The sequence below is a fragment of the Mesorhizobium sp. M0898 genome, assembly GCF_040319695.1.
Taxonomy (GTDB): Bacteria; Pseudomonadota; Alphaproteobacteria; order Rhizobiales; family Rhizobiaceae; genus Mesorhizobium.
Genome location: NZ_JAMYOE010000080.1, coordinates 1 through 13,322, shown reverse-complemented (window position 1 = coordinate 13,322; position 13,322 = coordinate 1). Strand labels below are relative to the sequence as shown.

Sequence of the window (13,322 nt, the reverse complement as noted above, 5' to 3'; positions counted from 1 at the left end):
CGGTTTTTGTTTATACGACACTGCGTCGGGCTGGGGGCCACCGGGGGCGGGGTGGCTGGTTCGCGTAAAAATTGTGGGGGCTTTTTGCGGCGGCGGGGGGGTAAAACCCCGGCCGGCTCCGCATCAGCTATCCGGCGCGAAGAATCGTGTTGCCACGGCAGTCTACCCGCCACCGCCGTCCGACAGGTCGACGACCTGCCTGCCGGTGAAACCGTGCTCGCGGATCAAGAACTTCGCCAGTCCGCCATACACTTTCCAGCGCCAGCATTGGCAGCGGCTGCCCCCTTCCCCTCGGAATTTGCCATCGCATAGTCGTATGCTTGACGGTGTCTACGGCTTCAGGTTCGCAGGTATTTGACCAGGGCTGCAATCGCGAGCAAGAGGGCGACGAACACCAGGACCCAGACGAGCGCCATGCCGCCCATCATCCACGTACCCATTGGACCATTCATCATTGCAATCACCTTGCTGTCAGTGAAAGCCCGCCTTAGTCGGTAAGCATCGGCGATTGCGCAGGGAATTAGCTCGCCGTGGATTTCGGTCAAGACGACGAGGAAACCCGATCGGCCGCCCTGTCGCCCTTGTCCCGGCAACCGGAAGTGTCTTGTCCTGCCAACGGAGTGTCGACCACGTCCTGGTCGTCTTACATACCTCCGCCGCAGCCGTCCGAGAGATCCCAGACGTCGACGACCTGCTTGCCGGTGAAACCGTGCTCGCGGATCAGGAACTTCGCCAGCCCGCCATACACTTTCCAGCGCCAGCATGGGCAGCAGCAAGGGCCCTTCTCGTTGGAATTAGCCATCGCATAGTCGTAAGCCTGCTGCTCGTCGCCGGAGAGCTTCACATCGTAGTAGGGCATCATCTTCTGTGCGATGCCGGCCTGAATATCGTACGGATCGCTTGGGATCATCGCGATGTCGCGGTACCTGGCCAGGCCGCTCACCTGCTCGGCATAGCGCTTCATCTCCATCGGGCTGCAGCACGAGCCCGTGATCCGCGACATCGCCGGCATGGTCGCGATCGACTCGGTGAACTTGGCCGAACACGTGCTGTTGCCGTTCTGGCTGAGATATTTGAAACGGCGCAGCAGATCGGCATCCCCATCGGCCATCGCCAGATCCGGCCCCTTGAGGAAGCTCAGGACCGCGGCGGCGCAAAAGGCGCCGCCCAGAACAACCGTCCGTCGGTTTAGGTAGCATATTCGGCTCATTTGCTGCTCCTCGCCTGCTGGATCAGTTTCTTCATCGTTGCCAGGTCGGTCGCGCCGGGGAAAATCTGCTCGCCAACGACGAAGCTTGGCGTTCCGCTGATCTTCAGCGCCTGTGCCAGTTGCGTATTCCGGTCGATCGACGCCTGGATGTCGGGCCGCTGCATGTCGGTCTTCAGTTTAGCCACGTCGAGCCCGACGTCGGCAGCGACCTTCAGCACGACCGTTTCGGTCACCCGCGTCTTCACCGCATACAGGGCCTTGTGGAATGCCAGGTATTTGCCCTGGCGCTTTGCGGCGAGAGCCGCCTTGGCAGCAAATACGGAATCCGTGCTGAGGATCGGGAATTCCTTGTAGACGACCTTAAGATGCGGATCGTCGGCCATTGCTTGCGCCATGATCGGCGCGACCTGCCGGCAATAGGGGCAGTTATAGTCAAAGAACTCGACCATGGGGACGTCGCCTTCGGCGTTGCCGCCGACCGGGCTCGCCGGGTCCCGGAAAATCTCGTCGGCCTTGGCCGCCAGGGCGGCTTTCGCCTCTTTTGCCGCAGCCTCGCGCTGACGGGCGTCGAGGCTCTGCAGCGCCTCCATGACGACTTCGGGATGCGCGAGGATATAATCGTGGATACGCTGGTCGAACTGGTCCTGGGACATCTCGCCCGCGGCGATCGCCTGACCGTTGAGACCGAGCGCGAGCCAAACGGTCGCGCCGGCCAGTATGAAGGCATGGGCCATTTTGCCGATGGCTCCGCGCAATGGGTTGGACTTGTGGATCACAGGCTTCTCCCTCCCTCTGTTTCGCCGGACCGCCGGCACGTGCGAATGGTGCTCAGAACATGTCCTTGATTTTCGCCCACCATCCCGTTTCCTGCTCATGGTGCGGGCGCTCGACATTGTTGGTGAGCGCATTGACGAAGGTGACGAGATTGACGGACGCGAAATCCAGGCCATGGAAATTCGCCCGCCAGCGGCCCTCCTTGTCGATCACATGGGTGACGATGCCATGCATCTGATAGCCGTCATCGGTCAGCGTGAACTTGTGGCCGAAGGCCTCCGCCAGTCTGCGGGTCGCATCCTCCGGCTGATCCTCGGTCGTGGTCAGGAACAGCCAATTGACGGGATCGAGCCCGTGCGCCGACCCGTAGGAGTGCAGCACGTCGGGCGTGTCTTTCTTTGGATCGGTGGTGATGCTGACAAAGATGACCTGATTCTTCATCGGCGTGCCGTTCACCATGTTCTGGACATCGGCGATCTTCTCGGCATGCAGGGGACACACATCCGGGCACGATGTGTAGATGAAGTGGAGGACAACCACCTTGCCGCGCAGATCCGCCGTTCGCACGACACGCCCATCGGCGGTGCGCAGTGTGAAATCAGGCGCCGGCTTGTCGATCTGCTGGAAATATTTCTCATCGCTTTGCAGCATGGCGTCGACATCGTCGAGTGAGTGCGCCCGCGCACCGTAGGCGAAGCCCGCGACCGGTGCTGCGAGCGCGACCAGCAGCACACGCATCCATCCTTTCCAGCTCGATTGGATGTGCATCGGTCACTTCCTTTCCGGGTTGGCGGCGATGCGGCCGCGGAGGAAGTCGACCATGTCGGGCGCGTCCCATTCGGCCGGCCCAATCAACCGGCCGATTTCCTTGCCGTCGCGGTCGATCAGCAGGGTCATCGGAAGGCCGACAGCGCCGAGCGTGAACATCGCCTTCGCGGAACTGTCGATGTTGAGGGCGAGGTGTGTGACCCCGATCTCGCCATAGAACATTTTGACGGCGTCAGGTCCGGCACGGTCCATCGACAGCGCGACGACCTCGAAATCCGGACCGCCGAGCTTGGCCTGCAGACGATCGAGCGTCGGCATCTCCTTGCGGCAGGGCGCGCACCATGTCGCCCAAACGTTAAGCAGCACGACCTTGCCGTGGAAATCCGCAAGCGTTTTCGGCTTGCCATTGCCGTCCTCGAAGCTGATTTCCGGCACGGGGACGGGCGCCTCGTGAACGGCAAAGTTCTGCGGCGGCTCAGCGGCTGATACCGGCCACGAAAACGCCAGCAGCATGCCAACCAGGACCATGGCTAGTTTGCTCACAATGCCCTCACTCGGTCGCGTAGACGGTGGGCGCCTTGCCGTCCTTGGTGAAGGCGTAGACGACGAAGGGGCCTTGCTTCTCGCCACCCATGCCTGGGGCGCCGGCCGGCATGCCGGCGAGCGTTATGCCGGTGATGGCAGGGCGCTCGGTCAAAAGCTTCTTGACGATCTCGACCGGCACCAGGCCATCGACGATATAGCCGTCGACCATCAGCGTGTGGCAGCCTTCGAGGTCGGCCGGCACGCCGGCATCGCTGCTGATCTGGGAGAGATTGTTGACCGGCTTGATGTCGACCTTGAAGCCGTTGTGCTCGAGATAGTTGGCGTAGGACTCGCAGCAGCTGCATTGCGGGTTCTTGTACATGACGGCGTTGATCGTTGCGGCGAAGGCGGGCAGCGGCGTTGCGATCAGCAGGGACAGTGCGGCAAGGCGGTAGGTCAGTTTCATTGCAGTTCTCCTTGATTGGATAAAAGTTTCAGGTCACACGGAACGCCGTCATCAGGCCGGCCATCTGGTGATCGGCGACATGGCAGTGCAGCATCCAGTCGCCCGGATTGTCGGCGACGAAGGCGCATTCGATCACATCCTTGGGGGCGAGCAGCACCGTGTCCTGCCATTGGCGGTGCGGCACCGGCGAACCGTTGCGCGAGATGACCGACAGGCTGAAGCCGTGGACATGCATCGGGTGCCACCAGGCGGTTTCGTTGCGCATGGTGAGATGGCAGGTCACACCGCGTTTCAGCGTGAACTGCGGCGCCATGCCGGCATGGCCGTCGCCGGTCATCGACATGCCGTTGATCGCCCAGGCCGCACCGCCGTTCATGCCCATCATCCCCATGCCCATCATGCCGCCGACGCCCTTGAGCTTGCCGCCGCCCATCATGCCGCCCTGCAGCACGATTTCCTGGCGCTCGGCGCCAGCGAGGTCGGGCTGGGGCAGAGGGTTGCGCGGCAGGCCGGCTGGCGTGCCGAGCGGATGGGTTCTCAGCGGCGGCGCTGCGTCATAGGCGAGTGTGGTCAGGGTGTAGGCAAGGCCGTCGTAGAAATCGTCGATAACCGCGTGGCGGCTGCCGGGGTGGCCCTGCATGTCGAGCACGATGTCGATGCGCATGGCGGGCGCCAGCACCAGGCGACCACCCTCCGGTTCATGCGGATCGCAGGGCTGGCCGTCGATGGCGACGACGACCGGACGGTGGCCTTCGAAGCGCAGCGCCATCATGCGGGCAAGCGAGGCATTGGCGAGCCGCAGCCTGACGCGCTCGCCGGCCCTCACGCTCCGATCGCCTGGCCCCGTGCCGTTGACGGTGACGACATTGCCGACGCGGCCCGACATCGACGCATCCATGGCGCTGCCGAAGCCGCCGGCGATCTGCCCATTGGCCGCAAGCCGCCAGTCCTGCAGCAGCCACAGAATGTCACGGTCGACGGCGACCGGCTCGACCTCCTCAACGACCAGTGCGCCGGCAAGGCCTCGGCCGAGCTGGACCAGGCTGTCGGCGTGCGGATGGTACCAGAAGGTGCCGGCGTCCGGCGGTGTGAACTCATAGACGAAACTTTGCCCCGGCCCGATCGGCTTCTGGGTCAGGCCCGGCACGCCGTCCATGGCGTTTGCCAGGCGAATGCCGTGCCAGTGGACGGTCGTATCCTCGTCGAGACCGTTCTCGACAGTGATGCGGACCGGCTGGCCTTGCCGCAGGCGCAGGGTCGGGCCGGGAATTGTGCCGTCATAGGCCCATACCGTGGTTTGCGGACCACCTGCGTCGATTAACCGGGCATGGGCTGGCGCGACCTTGATACGGCGCTCATCAACTGCGGCTGCCCGCGCCGGGCGCATCGACGTCGAGACGGCGACGCCCGCCGCCGCAAGCAGGAACCCGCGGCGCGACAGGAAAAGACTGGAATTGCTATTCACCCTTACGTTCCTTGCGATCTCGATCGACGGCGAGCGTCGACTGATTGCTTGTCCGCGCCCGTCGCGCATCAACGCGAGCGGGCGACCGGACGCCGGACATCAGCCGTGGGACGGCTGAAACGGCGTCAGACGAGAGCGCTGGCTCTGGGAGGGTATGGGTCGGGCAGGGAACTTCGCCCGTGCAGGAACGGCGCCGGCAGCGGCGATATTTGCGACGGCAGCGGGATTGTCACCATGTCGAGCTTCTGCGGCAGCAACGCAAGCGCCGGGGCAATGCAGGTCGGCGGGCAGTATATCCCCTTGCCGTCACCGCCGGCACCCTTGAGGCACCCCTTGCAGTCACCCTTCATGGCGGCATCGGCCATCTTGTCCATGCCGGGCCCCGCAGGCATGGTCATGCCATCGCCGGCAGCCATGCCGGCCGTCATCGTTGCCGACATGATGCTGGCCTGTGCACCGGACAGGCTGAGCCCCACGGTCAGGAAGACCGCGAGCAGCGTGACAAGCATGTGTTTTGGCGACAGCCGAGCCAACATCTGCTCAGGCTGACCGCAAAGTACGGTTTTTGCAAGTGCCAATGCTGTGACATAGCGACCAAGGGGAGCCAATCAGTGCCGGGCATGCTCGCATTTATCGTGATCCGCCAGCACCTCGATGACACGGCATTCGCAGACTTTTCCGTGCCGGCAGCCTTCGACCATATGCTCCAGCTCGGCTTTCAACGCTGTAAGGCTGCGTATCCGCTGAACCACGTCGGCCAGACGCGCCTGGGCAATGGCGTCGGCAGTCGCACAAGGCTGGCTGGGATTATCCTGCAGCGTCAGCAGCGCCCTGATGGCTTCGATCCCGAACCCCAACTCGCGCGCGTGCCTGATGAAGGCGAGCCGGCGCAAGTCTGCCGCTTCATAATGCCGGCGATTGGCTTCGCTGCGGGCAGGGGCAGGAAGCAACTCGATCTGCTCATAGTAGCGGATGGTTGGAACCTTCACGCCGCTGTGTCGGGCCGCTTCACCGATGGTCACACCTGTTGACATTTCGCTTGCTCCTCTAGTCGCTAGAGGATGTAGCGTCGCGGTCGAAGATACAAGAGGTTCATCATGGCTGCGACCAAACAACAGACCCGCTACCGCGTGGAAGGCATGGATTGCGCCGGTTGCGCCAGCAAAATCGATATGGCCGTGCGGCGGATGCCTGGTGTTCGGGACATCAACGTATCCGTTTCGGCGGGCACTCTGACGGTCACTCATACTCCCGAAAGCAATCTCGGCGCGATCGAGAGGAAGGTCACCGGCCTCGGCTACGCCGTCGCTCCGCTGACCTCCAAGTTTGGGACGCCGGCATCCGATCAATCCGCCGACAACCATGCCGACGGAAGGCGCAATCACGACGAGAACGTAGCGGGGTTACATGATAACGATGATGCGCCGGCGTCGGAGCTATGGTGGGACAGCGCCAAGGGCCGCCTGGCCATCGCCAGCGGAGTCGCCTTGGCCGTGGCTTTCGCGATTGATTACGCCTGGCCCGCGACCGGCCCGTGGGCCTTCATCGCCGCAATGCTGCTCGGCCTGGCTCCGATCGCGCGCCGAGCGGCCATGGCCGCAGCCGCAGGCATTCCGTTCACAATCGAAATGCTGATGACTGTGGCGGCGGCCGGGGCCGTCATCATCGGTGCCGGCGAGGAAGCGGCGACGGTGGTCTTCTTGTTCCTGATCGGCGAGTTGCTCGAAGGGGTTGCGGCCGGCAAGGCACGGTCCAGTATTCAAGCGCTCACGGTCCTCGTTCCCAAAACCGCGTTCGTCGAGAAAGGCGGCCAGACCCGCGAGGTGCCGGCAGAAAGCCTGGCTGTGGGCGCCATCATCCTCGTGCGGCCGGGCGACCGGATTCCGGCTGACGGCGAGATCACCCAAGGCGGGAGCGCCATCGATGAATCACCCGTCTCCGGTGAAAGCGTGCCGGTGCGCAAGGACGTCGGCGACACGGTCTTTGCCGGCACTATCAACGGCGACGGCGTGCTGCGCGTCAAGGTGACGGCGACCGCCGCAGACAACACGATTGCACGCGTGATCAAGCTGGTCGAGGAGGCGCAGGAAAACAAGGCGCCGACCGAGCGCTTCATCGATCGCTTTTCGCGCTGGTACATGCCCGGCGTTGTCGCCGTCGTGGCGTTCGTGGCCGCCACACCGCCGCTGCTCTTGGGCGGCGATTGGAACGAATGGATATACAAGGGGCTGGCGCTGCTGCTCATCGGCTGCCCGTGCGCGTTGGTCATTTCAGTTCCGGCGGCGATCGCGGCGTCGCTTTCGGCGGGAGCCCGGCGCGGCCTGCTGATGAAAGGTGGGGCCGTGCTGGAAGGGCTCGCGACCGTCAACGCCGTGGCGCTCGACAAGACCGGCACGCTGACGCTCGGCAAGCCGCAGGTCACCGATGTCGTTGCAGTGGGTGCCAGTGAACGCGACATCCTTTCGCTCGCGGCAGCGCTTGAGATCGGCTCGAGCCATCCCCTCGCTTTGGCCATCCTCCAAAGGGCCAAAGCCGGCAACATTCCCGTGCCGCCTGCCGCCGAAGCCAAAGCGATCGGCGGTAAAGGGGTTATCGGTCGTGTCGGCGGCAAGAACCTGTTTCTGGGCTCGCCAGTCGCGGCGGGCGAGATAAACCTGCTGCCAGCAGACCAGGCGGCACGCATCGTGGCATTGAACGATGAAGGCAAGTCAGTGGCGGTGCTGCTTGTAGACAACGCGCTGGCCGGCTTCATTGCCATGCGCGACGAACCCCGGCCGGATGCTTTCGCCGGGCTAAAGGCGCTGACCAATGCAGGCATCAGGACAGTCATGCTAACCGGCGACAATAAGCGCACGGCGGCTGCCATTGGCAAACAGCTCGGCATCGAGGTGCGCGCCGAACTGCTCCCGGAGGACAAGCAGCGCATCCTCGGCGAGCTGAAGGGGCAGGGGCTTAGGGTAGCCAAGGTCGGCGACGGCATCAACGATGCGCCGGCACTTGCCGCGGCCGATGTCGGCATTGCCATGGGCGGCGGCACCGATGTGGCTCTTGAAACAGCTGACGCAGCGGTGCTGCATGGACGCGTCGGCGACGTTGCGGCCATGATCAGGCTGTCCCAAGCAACCATGGCCAACATCAAGCAGAACGTCACCATTGCATTGGGCCTGAAGGCAGTGTTCCTGGTGACGACGATCGCCGGCATCACCGGCCTCTGGCCCGCCATTCTCGCGGACACCGGGGCGACGGTGCTGGTGACGGCCAATGCCATGCGGCTGTTGCGGTGGAAGAGCAGCTGGTAAGAGCGACAACGGCATCGTGTTAGGGCAGACCATGCAGCAAGCAATTGCGTCGGACGGCCTTCGCCGGGTGGTGCTTGTCGTCGCACTGCTGAACCTGGGTTATTTCGGCATTGAATTCGCCGTCGCGCTGGCGATCGGCTCGGTGTCGCTGTTCGCCGACAGCGTCGATTTTCTGGAAGATGCCTCGGTCAATCTCCTCATACTGCTCGCCATGGGATGGTCGCTGCGTGCCCGCTCGCGGGTCGGCATGGCGCTGGCGCTTATCCTGCTGGTGCCGGGCCTGGCGACGCTGTGGACCGCGTGGGAAAAGTTCAACATGCCGGTGCCGCCGCAGCCAACGGCGCTGACGCTGGCGGGATTAGGCGCTCTGGCGGTCAATCTGTCGTGCGCCTACATGCTGGCGCGCTACCGCCATCACAGCGGCAGTCTTACCAGGGCGGCATTCCTCTCGGCCCGCAACGATGCGGTCGCCAATATTGCGATCATACTGGCCGGATTGGTGACGGCCTTCCTGTGGCGCTCGGCGTGGCCGGATTTGATCGTCGGCCTGGGAATCGCGGCACTGAATGCAGATGCGGCGCGCGAGGTCTGGGAGGCAGCTCGGGAAGAGCACCGGGCCGTTTCGTGAACTCCAAAACGCTCAGCGCGCTGCCGCATTGCCAATCCGCCAATGCAGGCCCCTATACCGGCCAGCAGTCAGCCAGAAACTTGCGCGATCTCTAATATAATCGCACCCTTTCAAAGCGGTCGGAGGGAGAACCGCCCATAAGTAAAAATCGGGAGGAAAAACCATGAACAGCATGAGCCTCACCACACTTGGACGAAGTCGACCGGGTTGAAGCGGTGAAACGATGAACCGCACAAGGCCACGCACGTCATCAAAAGGCCCGCGCCTCCGAAGAGGACGCGGGCCGATTTCGTCGGTATGCGCTAGGCAGGTATCAAGACGGCGATGCGGTGGATGCCGACCACCTTGCTGGTGTTGGCCGCCGCGTCGGTCTTGCCCTTGGAGCAGGTGTACACGTCACCTTCCTTGAGCTTGAATTCCTTGTCCGCCTTCTTGATCGTGAATTCACCGGCAGCAATGGTGCAGACCATGTCGTTGTCCATCACCATTTGAGGGGCGGCTGCTCCGGGCTGAAAGACTATATCGACAATTGAGATGCTCTTGTAGGCGGGGATATCGGAATTGCCGGTGCCGACCTCGACCAATCTGACGCCGGGTGCAATCTCCTTGCCTTCCTTCGGGCCGTATTTCTTCACCTTTGCCGCCGCCGCCAGCGTGAACAAAGGCGTTACCGCTGCCGCCGTCACGCCGAGAGCAATCGCGGACCTGCGATTCATGGCTTTCATCGCGTCCTCCCATTTAATGTTTGGCCACGCACCAATGCGCATGACCACAATACATTAGCACACATGCAGATAATTGCAGCACGGCGTTTCGGAGCTTCCGGGAGCGAACCGCCTCCCGGTCGAATGCGACCGAATAGCAAACAATTCCATGCTATGCTGACGAGCCATCAAACGGACGGCGGGGGATAGCAATGTTGGAAACGGACAAGGTATTCGCCGGCTCAATTCCGGAAAACTACGACCGCTATATGGTGCCGTTGATTTTCGAGCCGTTCGCCGCAGATCTTGCACGACGGGCAGCGTCCTTGTCGCCAAGCGCCGTTTTGGAAACCGCCGCGGGCACCGGGGTTGTCACCCGCGCATTGGCGCCAAAACTGTCCGCCGATGCAAGCTATGTCGTAACCGACCTCAACCAGCCGATGCTCGACTACGCCGCTTCGCGGCAAGCTCCCGACGATCGCATCAAATGGCGTCAGGCTGATGCTCTGGCGCTACCGTTCGAAAATGCAGCCTTCGATCTCGTTTGTTGTCAGTTCGGTGCGATGTTCTTTCCCAACCGCTCATCCGCCTATCGCGAAGCCCGGCGAGTCCTGAATCCCGGAGGACATTTTCTATTCAGCGTATGGGATCGCATCGAAGAGAATGTATTTGCGGACGATGTGACGAATGCCCTGGCGAGGATTTTTCCGAACGATCCGCCGCGCTTTCTGGCACGCACGCCGCATGGCTACCACGATACGGCACTGATCCGTAGCGAGCTGGAGGACGCAGGTTTTTCCGGTGTGGTGATCGAGACGAGAGCCGAACAAAGCCGTGCCTCCTCGCCGCGCGTTCCGGCCGTTGCTTATTGCCAGGGCACTCTCCTTCGCAATGAAATCGAGACCAGAGAGGCGGGAAAACTGGACGCTGCAACCGACTACGCCGCAGCCGCGATTGCAGACAGGCATGGCAGCGGCGAGGTTGCTGCCAAAATCCAGGCTCACATAGTCATGGCTGTGGTCTGAACGGTTCATCGTTTCACGGAAACGCTCTGTCTTTTGTTTTGACGCAATTCCGGACGGAAAACCGTTTCGCACTTTCCTGAAATTGCTCGAGGTGTTGGATATCCCGTTCCAGCACCTGCGACGTTCAGCTGCCATGCAGCACACGTCTTGCCGCTATTCCGAATTCCCAGACGATGACCGTTCATTCGCCCAAGTGGCAGGTCGACAAGTGGCAGGTTGACGATCGCCGGGGCTTGATGGCGGCGGCTGCCGGCCGCGCGATTCCGGTCGGCCCGGCTTCACTTTGGCAGCCATGGCCGACTCCGCCCAGCAAGGTCTAGTCATTTCGCTTTCTTGACTCGGCCGACAAAAACGGGCAGCAAAGTCATCATTGGAGGGCAGTTTTGCCACCTATGCAGGTTTTGGAGGGCGTTTTTCGGTGTGACCGTCGCCCAATCGGCGGTCGGTAGAGGGATTGGTTAACCAACTTTGTCCATCTTTTGAATCAATCGGCAACAGACGCAAAGCGTGCTGGGGGCACCAGGCGAACTGTGAATGTCACGGCTGCGAAATCCGCTAGCCGGCATCGGCCGATTGAGAGTGGTTGAATGGCGTTTGTAAGTGCGAAAACCCGGGGTGACAGTCCTGCAACTGGATTGACTTCGATGAGGCCCGGCCTGCGCTGGGTCGCGGTTCCGGCCGTCGGCGCAGCCATTGCTTTATGGTCGGTGGCGACCTTGGCCGGCCTTTATTCAGTGGGAACCTCGCTCAGCGCCGCTTCCAACGGTCTCCCGCAAAGCCTGCTCGCGCCGCGCACCATCGCGCTCGCCGATCCTCGCCGCAGCCTTCCAAAGGCGCAGGCCCCGACATGGGCCGCAGCAAACGCGGCGCTGTCGGCCAAGCTGCTGCAGCACGGATGCGATGCCAACTGCCTGCGGTCGGCGTCGAACTTCGTCCACCAGGGAAAATCGGCCCGCCTCAAGCGCAACACCGTGCCGCTTGTCGCTGATGCGTCGCGGCAATCGAGCTTCGACGACGTGGTCGCCAAGGCCGCGCTGTCGCCGCAAAAGCTTGCCGCCGCCTTTGCCCGTGCCTCAGCCGGCTCTCCCGTCATGCTCGCCAGCCTGCCGGCCGACGCCCGGTTCGCCGAGCCGGTACGCATACCCGACCCGAACGGCCCGGCGTCAGTGCGCTTCGGGCCCGCGGTGGCGGAGATCGAACGCTCGTCGCGCCTTGCGCTGGCGCTGGCGAATACATTGCCGGAGCAGATGATCGACGTGCTCCCGGCAGCCGTCGCGGCAAGCGAGCCCGCGGCTTCGCAAGAGCCGCAAGAACCTGAGGTCCAACTGGCCTCGCTGCCGCCGCAAGACGACATGCCCGACAGCATTCCGCTGCCGACGCTGCGTCCGCGGGCGGACATCGATAAGCTGGCCGAGGCGCCGCGGGCTCAAGCGTCAAGAGATCAGGCGCCAAAAGACCAGGCGCGAAAAGATCAGGCGCAAAAGGATCAGGCATCGAAAACGGAGCCGCCCAAGGCGCAGGCCTCCAGGACCGCCAAGGCGAGCAAGGTGCAGACGGCCGACGCTCCGCCGGTCGAGACGCAACCCGGCAGCCTGTCGCCTCGCAATTCGTCACAAGCGGCAGTGCCGGGTGTGTCGGGCAAGCCGGGCAAACGTTCGAAGACGCAGGGCGGCGACATGCTGGCCTATGCCAAGCCCGACATGCCTTCCGGCGGACTCGGCGGAGCCTTCAGGAACCTGTTCACCACGCCCAACATGGGTACCGGCGTCGCCGTCTACGACATCTCGGCCAAGACCGTCTATATGCCCGACGGCTCGCGGCTGGAGGCACATTCGGGACTGGGCGCGATGGTCGACCAGCCACGCTACGTCCACAAGAAGAATGTCGGCCCGACGCCGCCGGATACCTACAATCTGACGATGCGCGAATCGCGCTTCCACGGTGTCGAGGCGATCCGTCTGACGCCGGCCAGCGGCAGCAACAAATATGGCCGTGACGGCCTGCTCGCCCACACCTACATGCTGCGCGGCGGCCGCGCCGAATCGAATGGCTGCGTCGTCTTCAAGGACTATGCCCGCTTCCTCGCCGCCTACAAGAAGGGCAAGATCAAGCGCCTCGTCGTGGTGCCGCGCCTGTCGAAGCCGCTGACACGCGTCGCCCAAGAGGGGCGAGGGGCTTAGGTCGCTCGCGGCAGCCCTTCATGGCTTCGTCATCCCAGGGCGGAGCGAACGCGAAGCGGAGCGCAGACCCTGGGATCCATGCCGTTACGTCAGCCGAAGAATGCAACGACTCAGATTGAAAGCCGTTCTGTAGCGATCCCTTTCACCTCCTGTCCTTCCCGCATCAAAAAGTCCCGCCCGTTGCAGCGCGGAGAGGTCACGGCATGATGGGGTGGACGGCGCCCGACGGCATCGGATGTGCCAGAATGAGTTCGTTGAGATCTCAAACAAGGGAGCCG

The 13,322-nt window shown here is 63.0% G+C and carries 13 protein-coding genes; 4 read left to right on the top strand and 9 right to left on the bottom strand.

Annotated features, from left to right (window positions below):
- Positions 1-643 precede the first annotated feature (643 nt).
- The 8 genes from NKH90_RS33305 to NKH90_RS33270 form a co-directional block, all read right to left on the bottom strand.
- A complete protein-coding gene (locus NKH90_RS33305; protein WP_352823496.1) occupies positions 644-1,210 on the bottom strand; it encodes a hypothetical protein in 567 nt (188 codons plus the stop codon).
- A complete protein-coding gene (locus tag NKH90_RS33300) occupies positions 1,207-1,986 on the bottom strand; it encodes a DsbA family protein (RefSeq protein WP_352823493.1) in 780 nt (259 codons plus the stop codon). Before NKH90_RS33300 ends, NKH90_RS33305 begins: the two co-directional genes overlap by 4 nt.
- A gap of 52 nt (positions 1,987-2,038) precedes the next feature.
- Complete coding sequence (locus NKH90_RS33295; protein ID WP_502898900.1) at positions 2,039-2,752, bottom strand: SCO family protein; 714 nt, start codon at positions 2,750-2,752, stop codon at positions 2,039-2,041.
- Positions 2,753-2,755: 3 nt separating this feature from the next.
- Complete coding sequence (locus NKH90_RS33290; RefSeq protein WP_352501314.1) at positions 2,756-3,295, bottom strand: TlpA family protein disulfide reductase; 540 nt, start codon at positions 3,293-3,295, stop codon at positions 2,756-2,758.
- Positions 3,296-3,302: 7 nt separating this feature from the next.
- On the bottom strand, positions 3,303-3,743 hold the full coding sequence (locus tag NKH90_RS33285) for a DUF411 domain-containing protein (protein WP_352452325.1): 441 nt from the start codon (positions 3,741-3,743) through the stop codon (positions 3,303-3,305).
- A gap of 28 nt (positions 3,744-3,771) precedes the next feature.
- Positions 3,772-5,208: a multicopper oxidase family protein gene (locus NKH90_RS33280; protein WP_352823489.1), complete on the bottom strand. Its 1,437-nt coding sequence runs from the start codon at positions 5,206-5,208 to the stop codon at positions 3,772-3,774.
- A gap of 125 nt (positions 5,209-5,333) precedes the next feature.
- Positions 5,334-5,717, bottom strand: coding sequence for a hypothetical protein (locus tag NKH90_RS33275; RefSeq protein WP_352501311.1), 384 nt, complete (start codon positions 5,715-5,717; stop codon positions 5,334-5,336).
- Positions 5,718-5,816: 99 nt separating this feature from the next.
- The gene (locus NKH90_RS33270) at positions 5,817-6,242 is read right to left on the bottom strand and encodes a MerR family transcriptional regulator (protein WP_352501310.1); all 426 of its coding nucleotides are present in this window, start codon (positions 6,240-6,242) and stop codon (positions 5,817-5,819) included.
- A 63-nt stretch (positions 6,243-6,305) separates the two neighbouring features.
- Between NKH90_RS33270 and NKH90_RS33265 the strand changes: the two genes are divergently transcribed.
- Positions 6,306-8,507 (top strand): heavy metal translocating P-type ATPase, encoded by a 2,202-nt coding sequence (locus NKH90_RS33265; RefSeq protein ID WP_352823486.1) that lies wholly within the window; start codon positions 6,306-6,308, stop codon positions 8,505-8,507.
- 31 nt (positions 8,508-8,538) lie between these two features.
- Positions 8,539-9,135 carry a cation efflux transmembrane domain-containing protein gene (locus tag NKH90_RS33260; RefSeq protein ID WP_352452320.1) on the top strand — a complete coding sequence of 199 codons (597 nt, stop codon included), beginning with the start codon at positions 8,539-8,541 and terminating at the stop codon, positions 9,133-9,135.
- Positions 9,136-9,437: 302 nt separating this feature from the next.
- Here NKH90_RS33260 and NKH90_RS33255 read toward each other — a convergent pair whose 3' ends face one another.
- A complete protein-coding gene (locus NKH90_RS33255; RefSeq protein ID WP_352823483.1) occupies positions 9,438-9,860 on the bottom strand; it encodes a hypothetical protein in 423 nt (140 codons plus the stop codon).
- Positions 9,861-10,051: 191 nt separating this feature from the next.
- Here NKH90_RS33255 and NKH90_RS33250 point away from each other — a divergent pair, with 191 nt between their 5' ends.
- Positions 10,052-10,864 (top strand): class I SAM-dependent methyltransferase, encoded by an 813-nt coding sequence (locus NKH90_RS33250; RefSeq protein WP_352823480.1) that lies wholly within the window; start codon positions 10,052-10,054, stop codon positions 10,862-10,864.
- 644 nt (positions 10,865-11,508) lie between these two features.
- Positions 11,509-13,044 (top strand): DUF2778 domain-containing protein, encoded by a 1,536-nt coding sequence (locus NKH90_RS33245; RefSeq protein ID WP_352473277.1) that lies wholly within the window; start codon positions 11,509-11,511, stop codon positions 13,042-13,044.
- Positions 13,045-13,322: the final 278 nt, after the last annotated feature.

Bases quoted from the DNA above. Each gene is read 5' to 3' on its own strand.
- NKH90_RS33250 (WP_352823480.1), top strand. From the start codon at position 10,052: ATGTTGGAAACGGACAAGGTATTCGCCGGCTCAATTCCGGAAAACTAC.
- NKH90_RS33275 (WP_352501311.1), bottom strand. From the start codon at position 5,717: ATGCTTGTCACGCTGCTCGCGGTCTTCCTGACCGTGGGGCTCAGCCTG.
- NKH90_RS33285 (WP_352452325.1), bottom strand. From the start codon at position 3,743: ATGAAACTGACCTACCGCCTTGCCGCACTGTCCCTGCTGATCGCAACG.
- NKH90_RS33260 (WP_352452320.1), top strand. From the start codon at position 8,539: ATGCAGCAAGCAATTGCGTCGGACGGCCTTCGCCGGGTGGTGCTTGTC.
- NKH90_RS33255 (WP_352823483.1), bottom strand. From the start codon at position 9,860: ATGAAAGCCATGAATCGCAGGTCCGCGATTGCTCTCGGCGTGACGGCG.
- NKH90_RS33265 (WP_352823486.1), top strand. From the start codon at position 6,306: ATGGCTGCGACCAAACAACAGACCCGCTACCGCGTGGAAGGCATGGAT.
- NKH90_RS33305 (WP_352823496.1), bottom strand. From the start codon at position 1,210: ATGAGCCGAATATGCTACCTAAACCGACGGACGGTTGTTCTGGGCGGC.
- NKH90_RS33245 (WP_352473277.1), top strand. From the start codon at position 11,509: ATGAGGCCCGGCCTGCGCTGGGTCGCGGTTCCGGCCGTCGGCGCAGCC.
- NKH90_RS33270 (WP_352501310.1), bottom strand. From the start codon at position 6,242: ATGTCAACAGGTGTGACCATCGGTGAAGCGGCCCGACACAGCGGCGTG.
- NKH90_RS33295 (WP_502898900.1), bottom strand. From the start codon at position 2,752: ATGCACATCCAATCGAGCTGGAAAGGATGGATGCGTGTGCTGCTGGTC.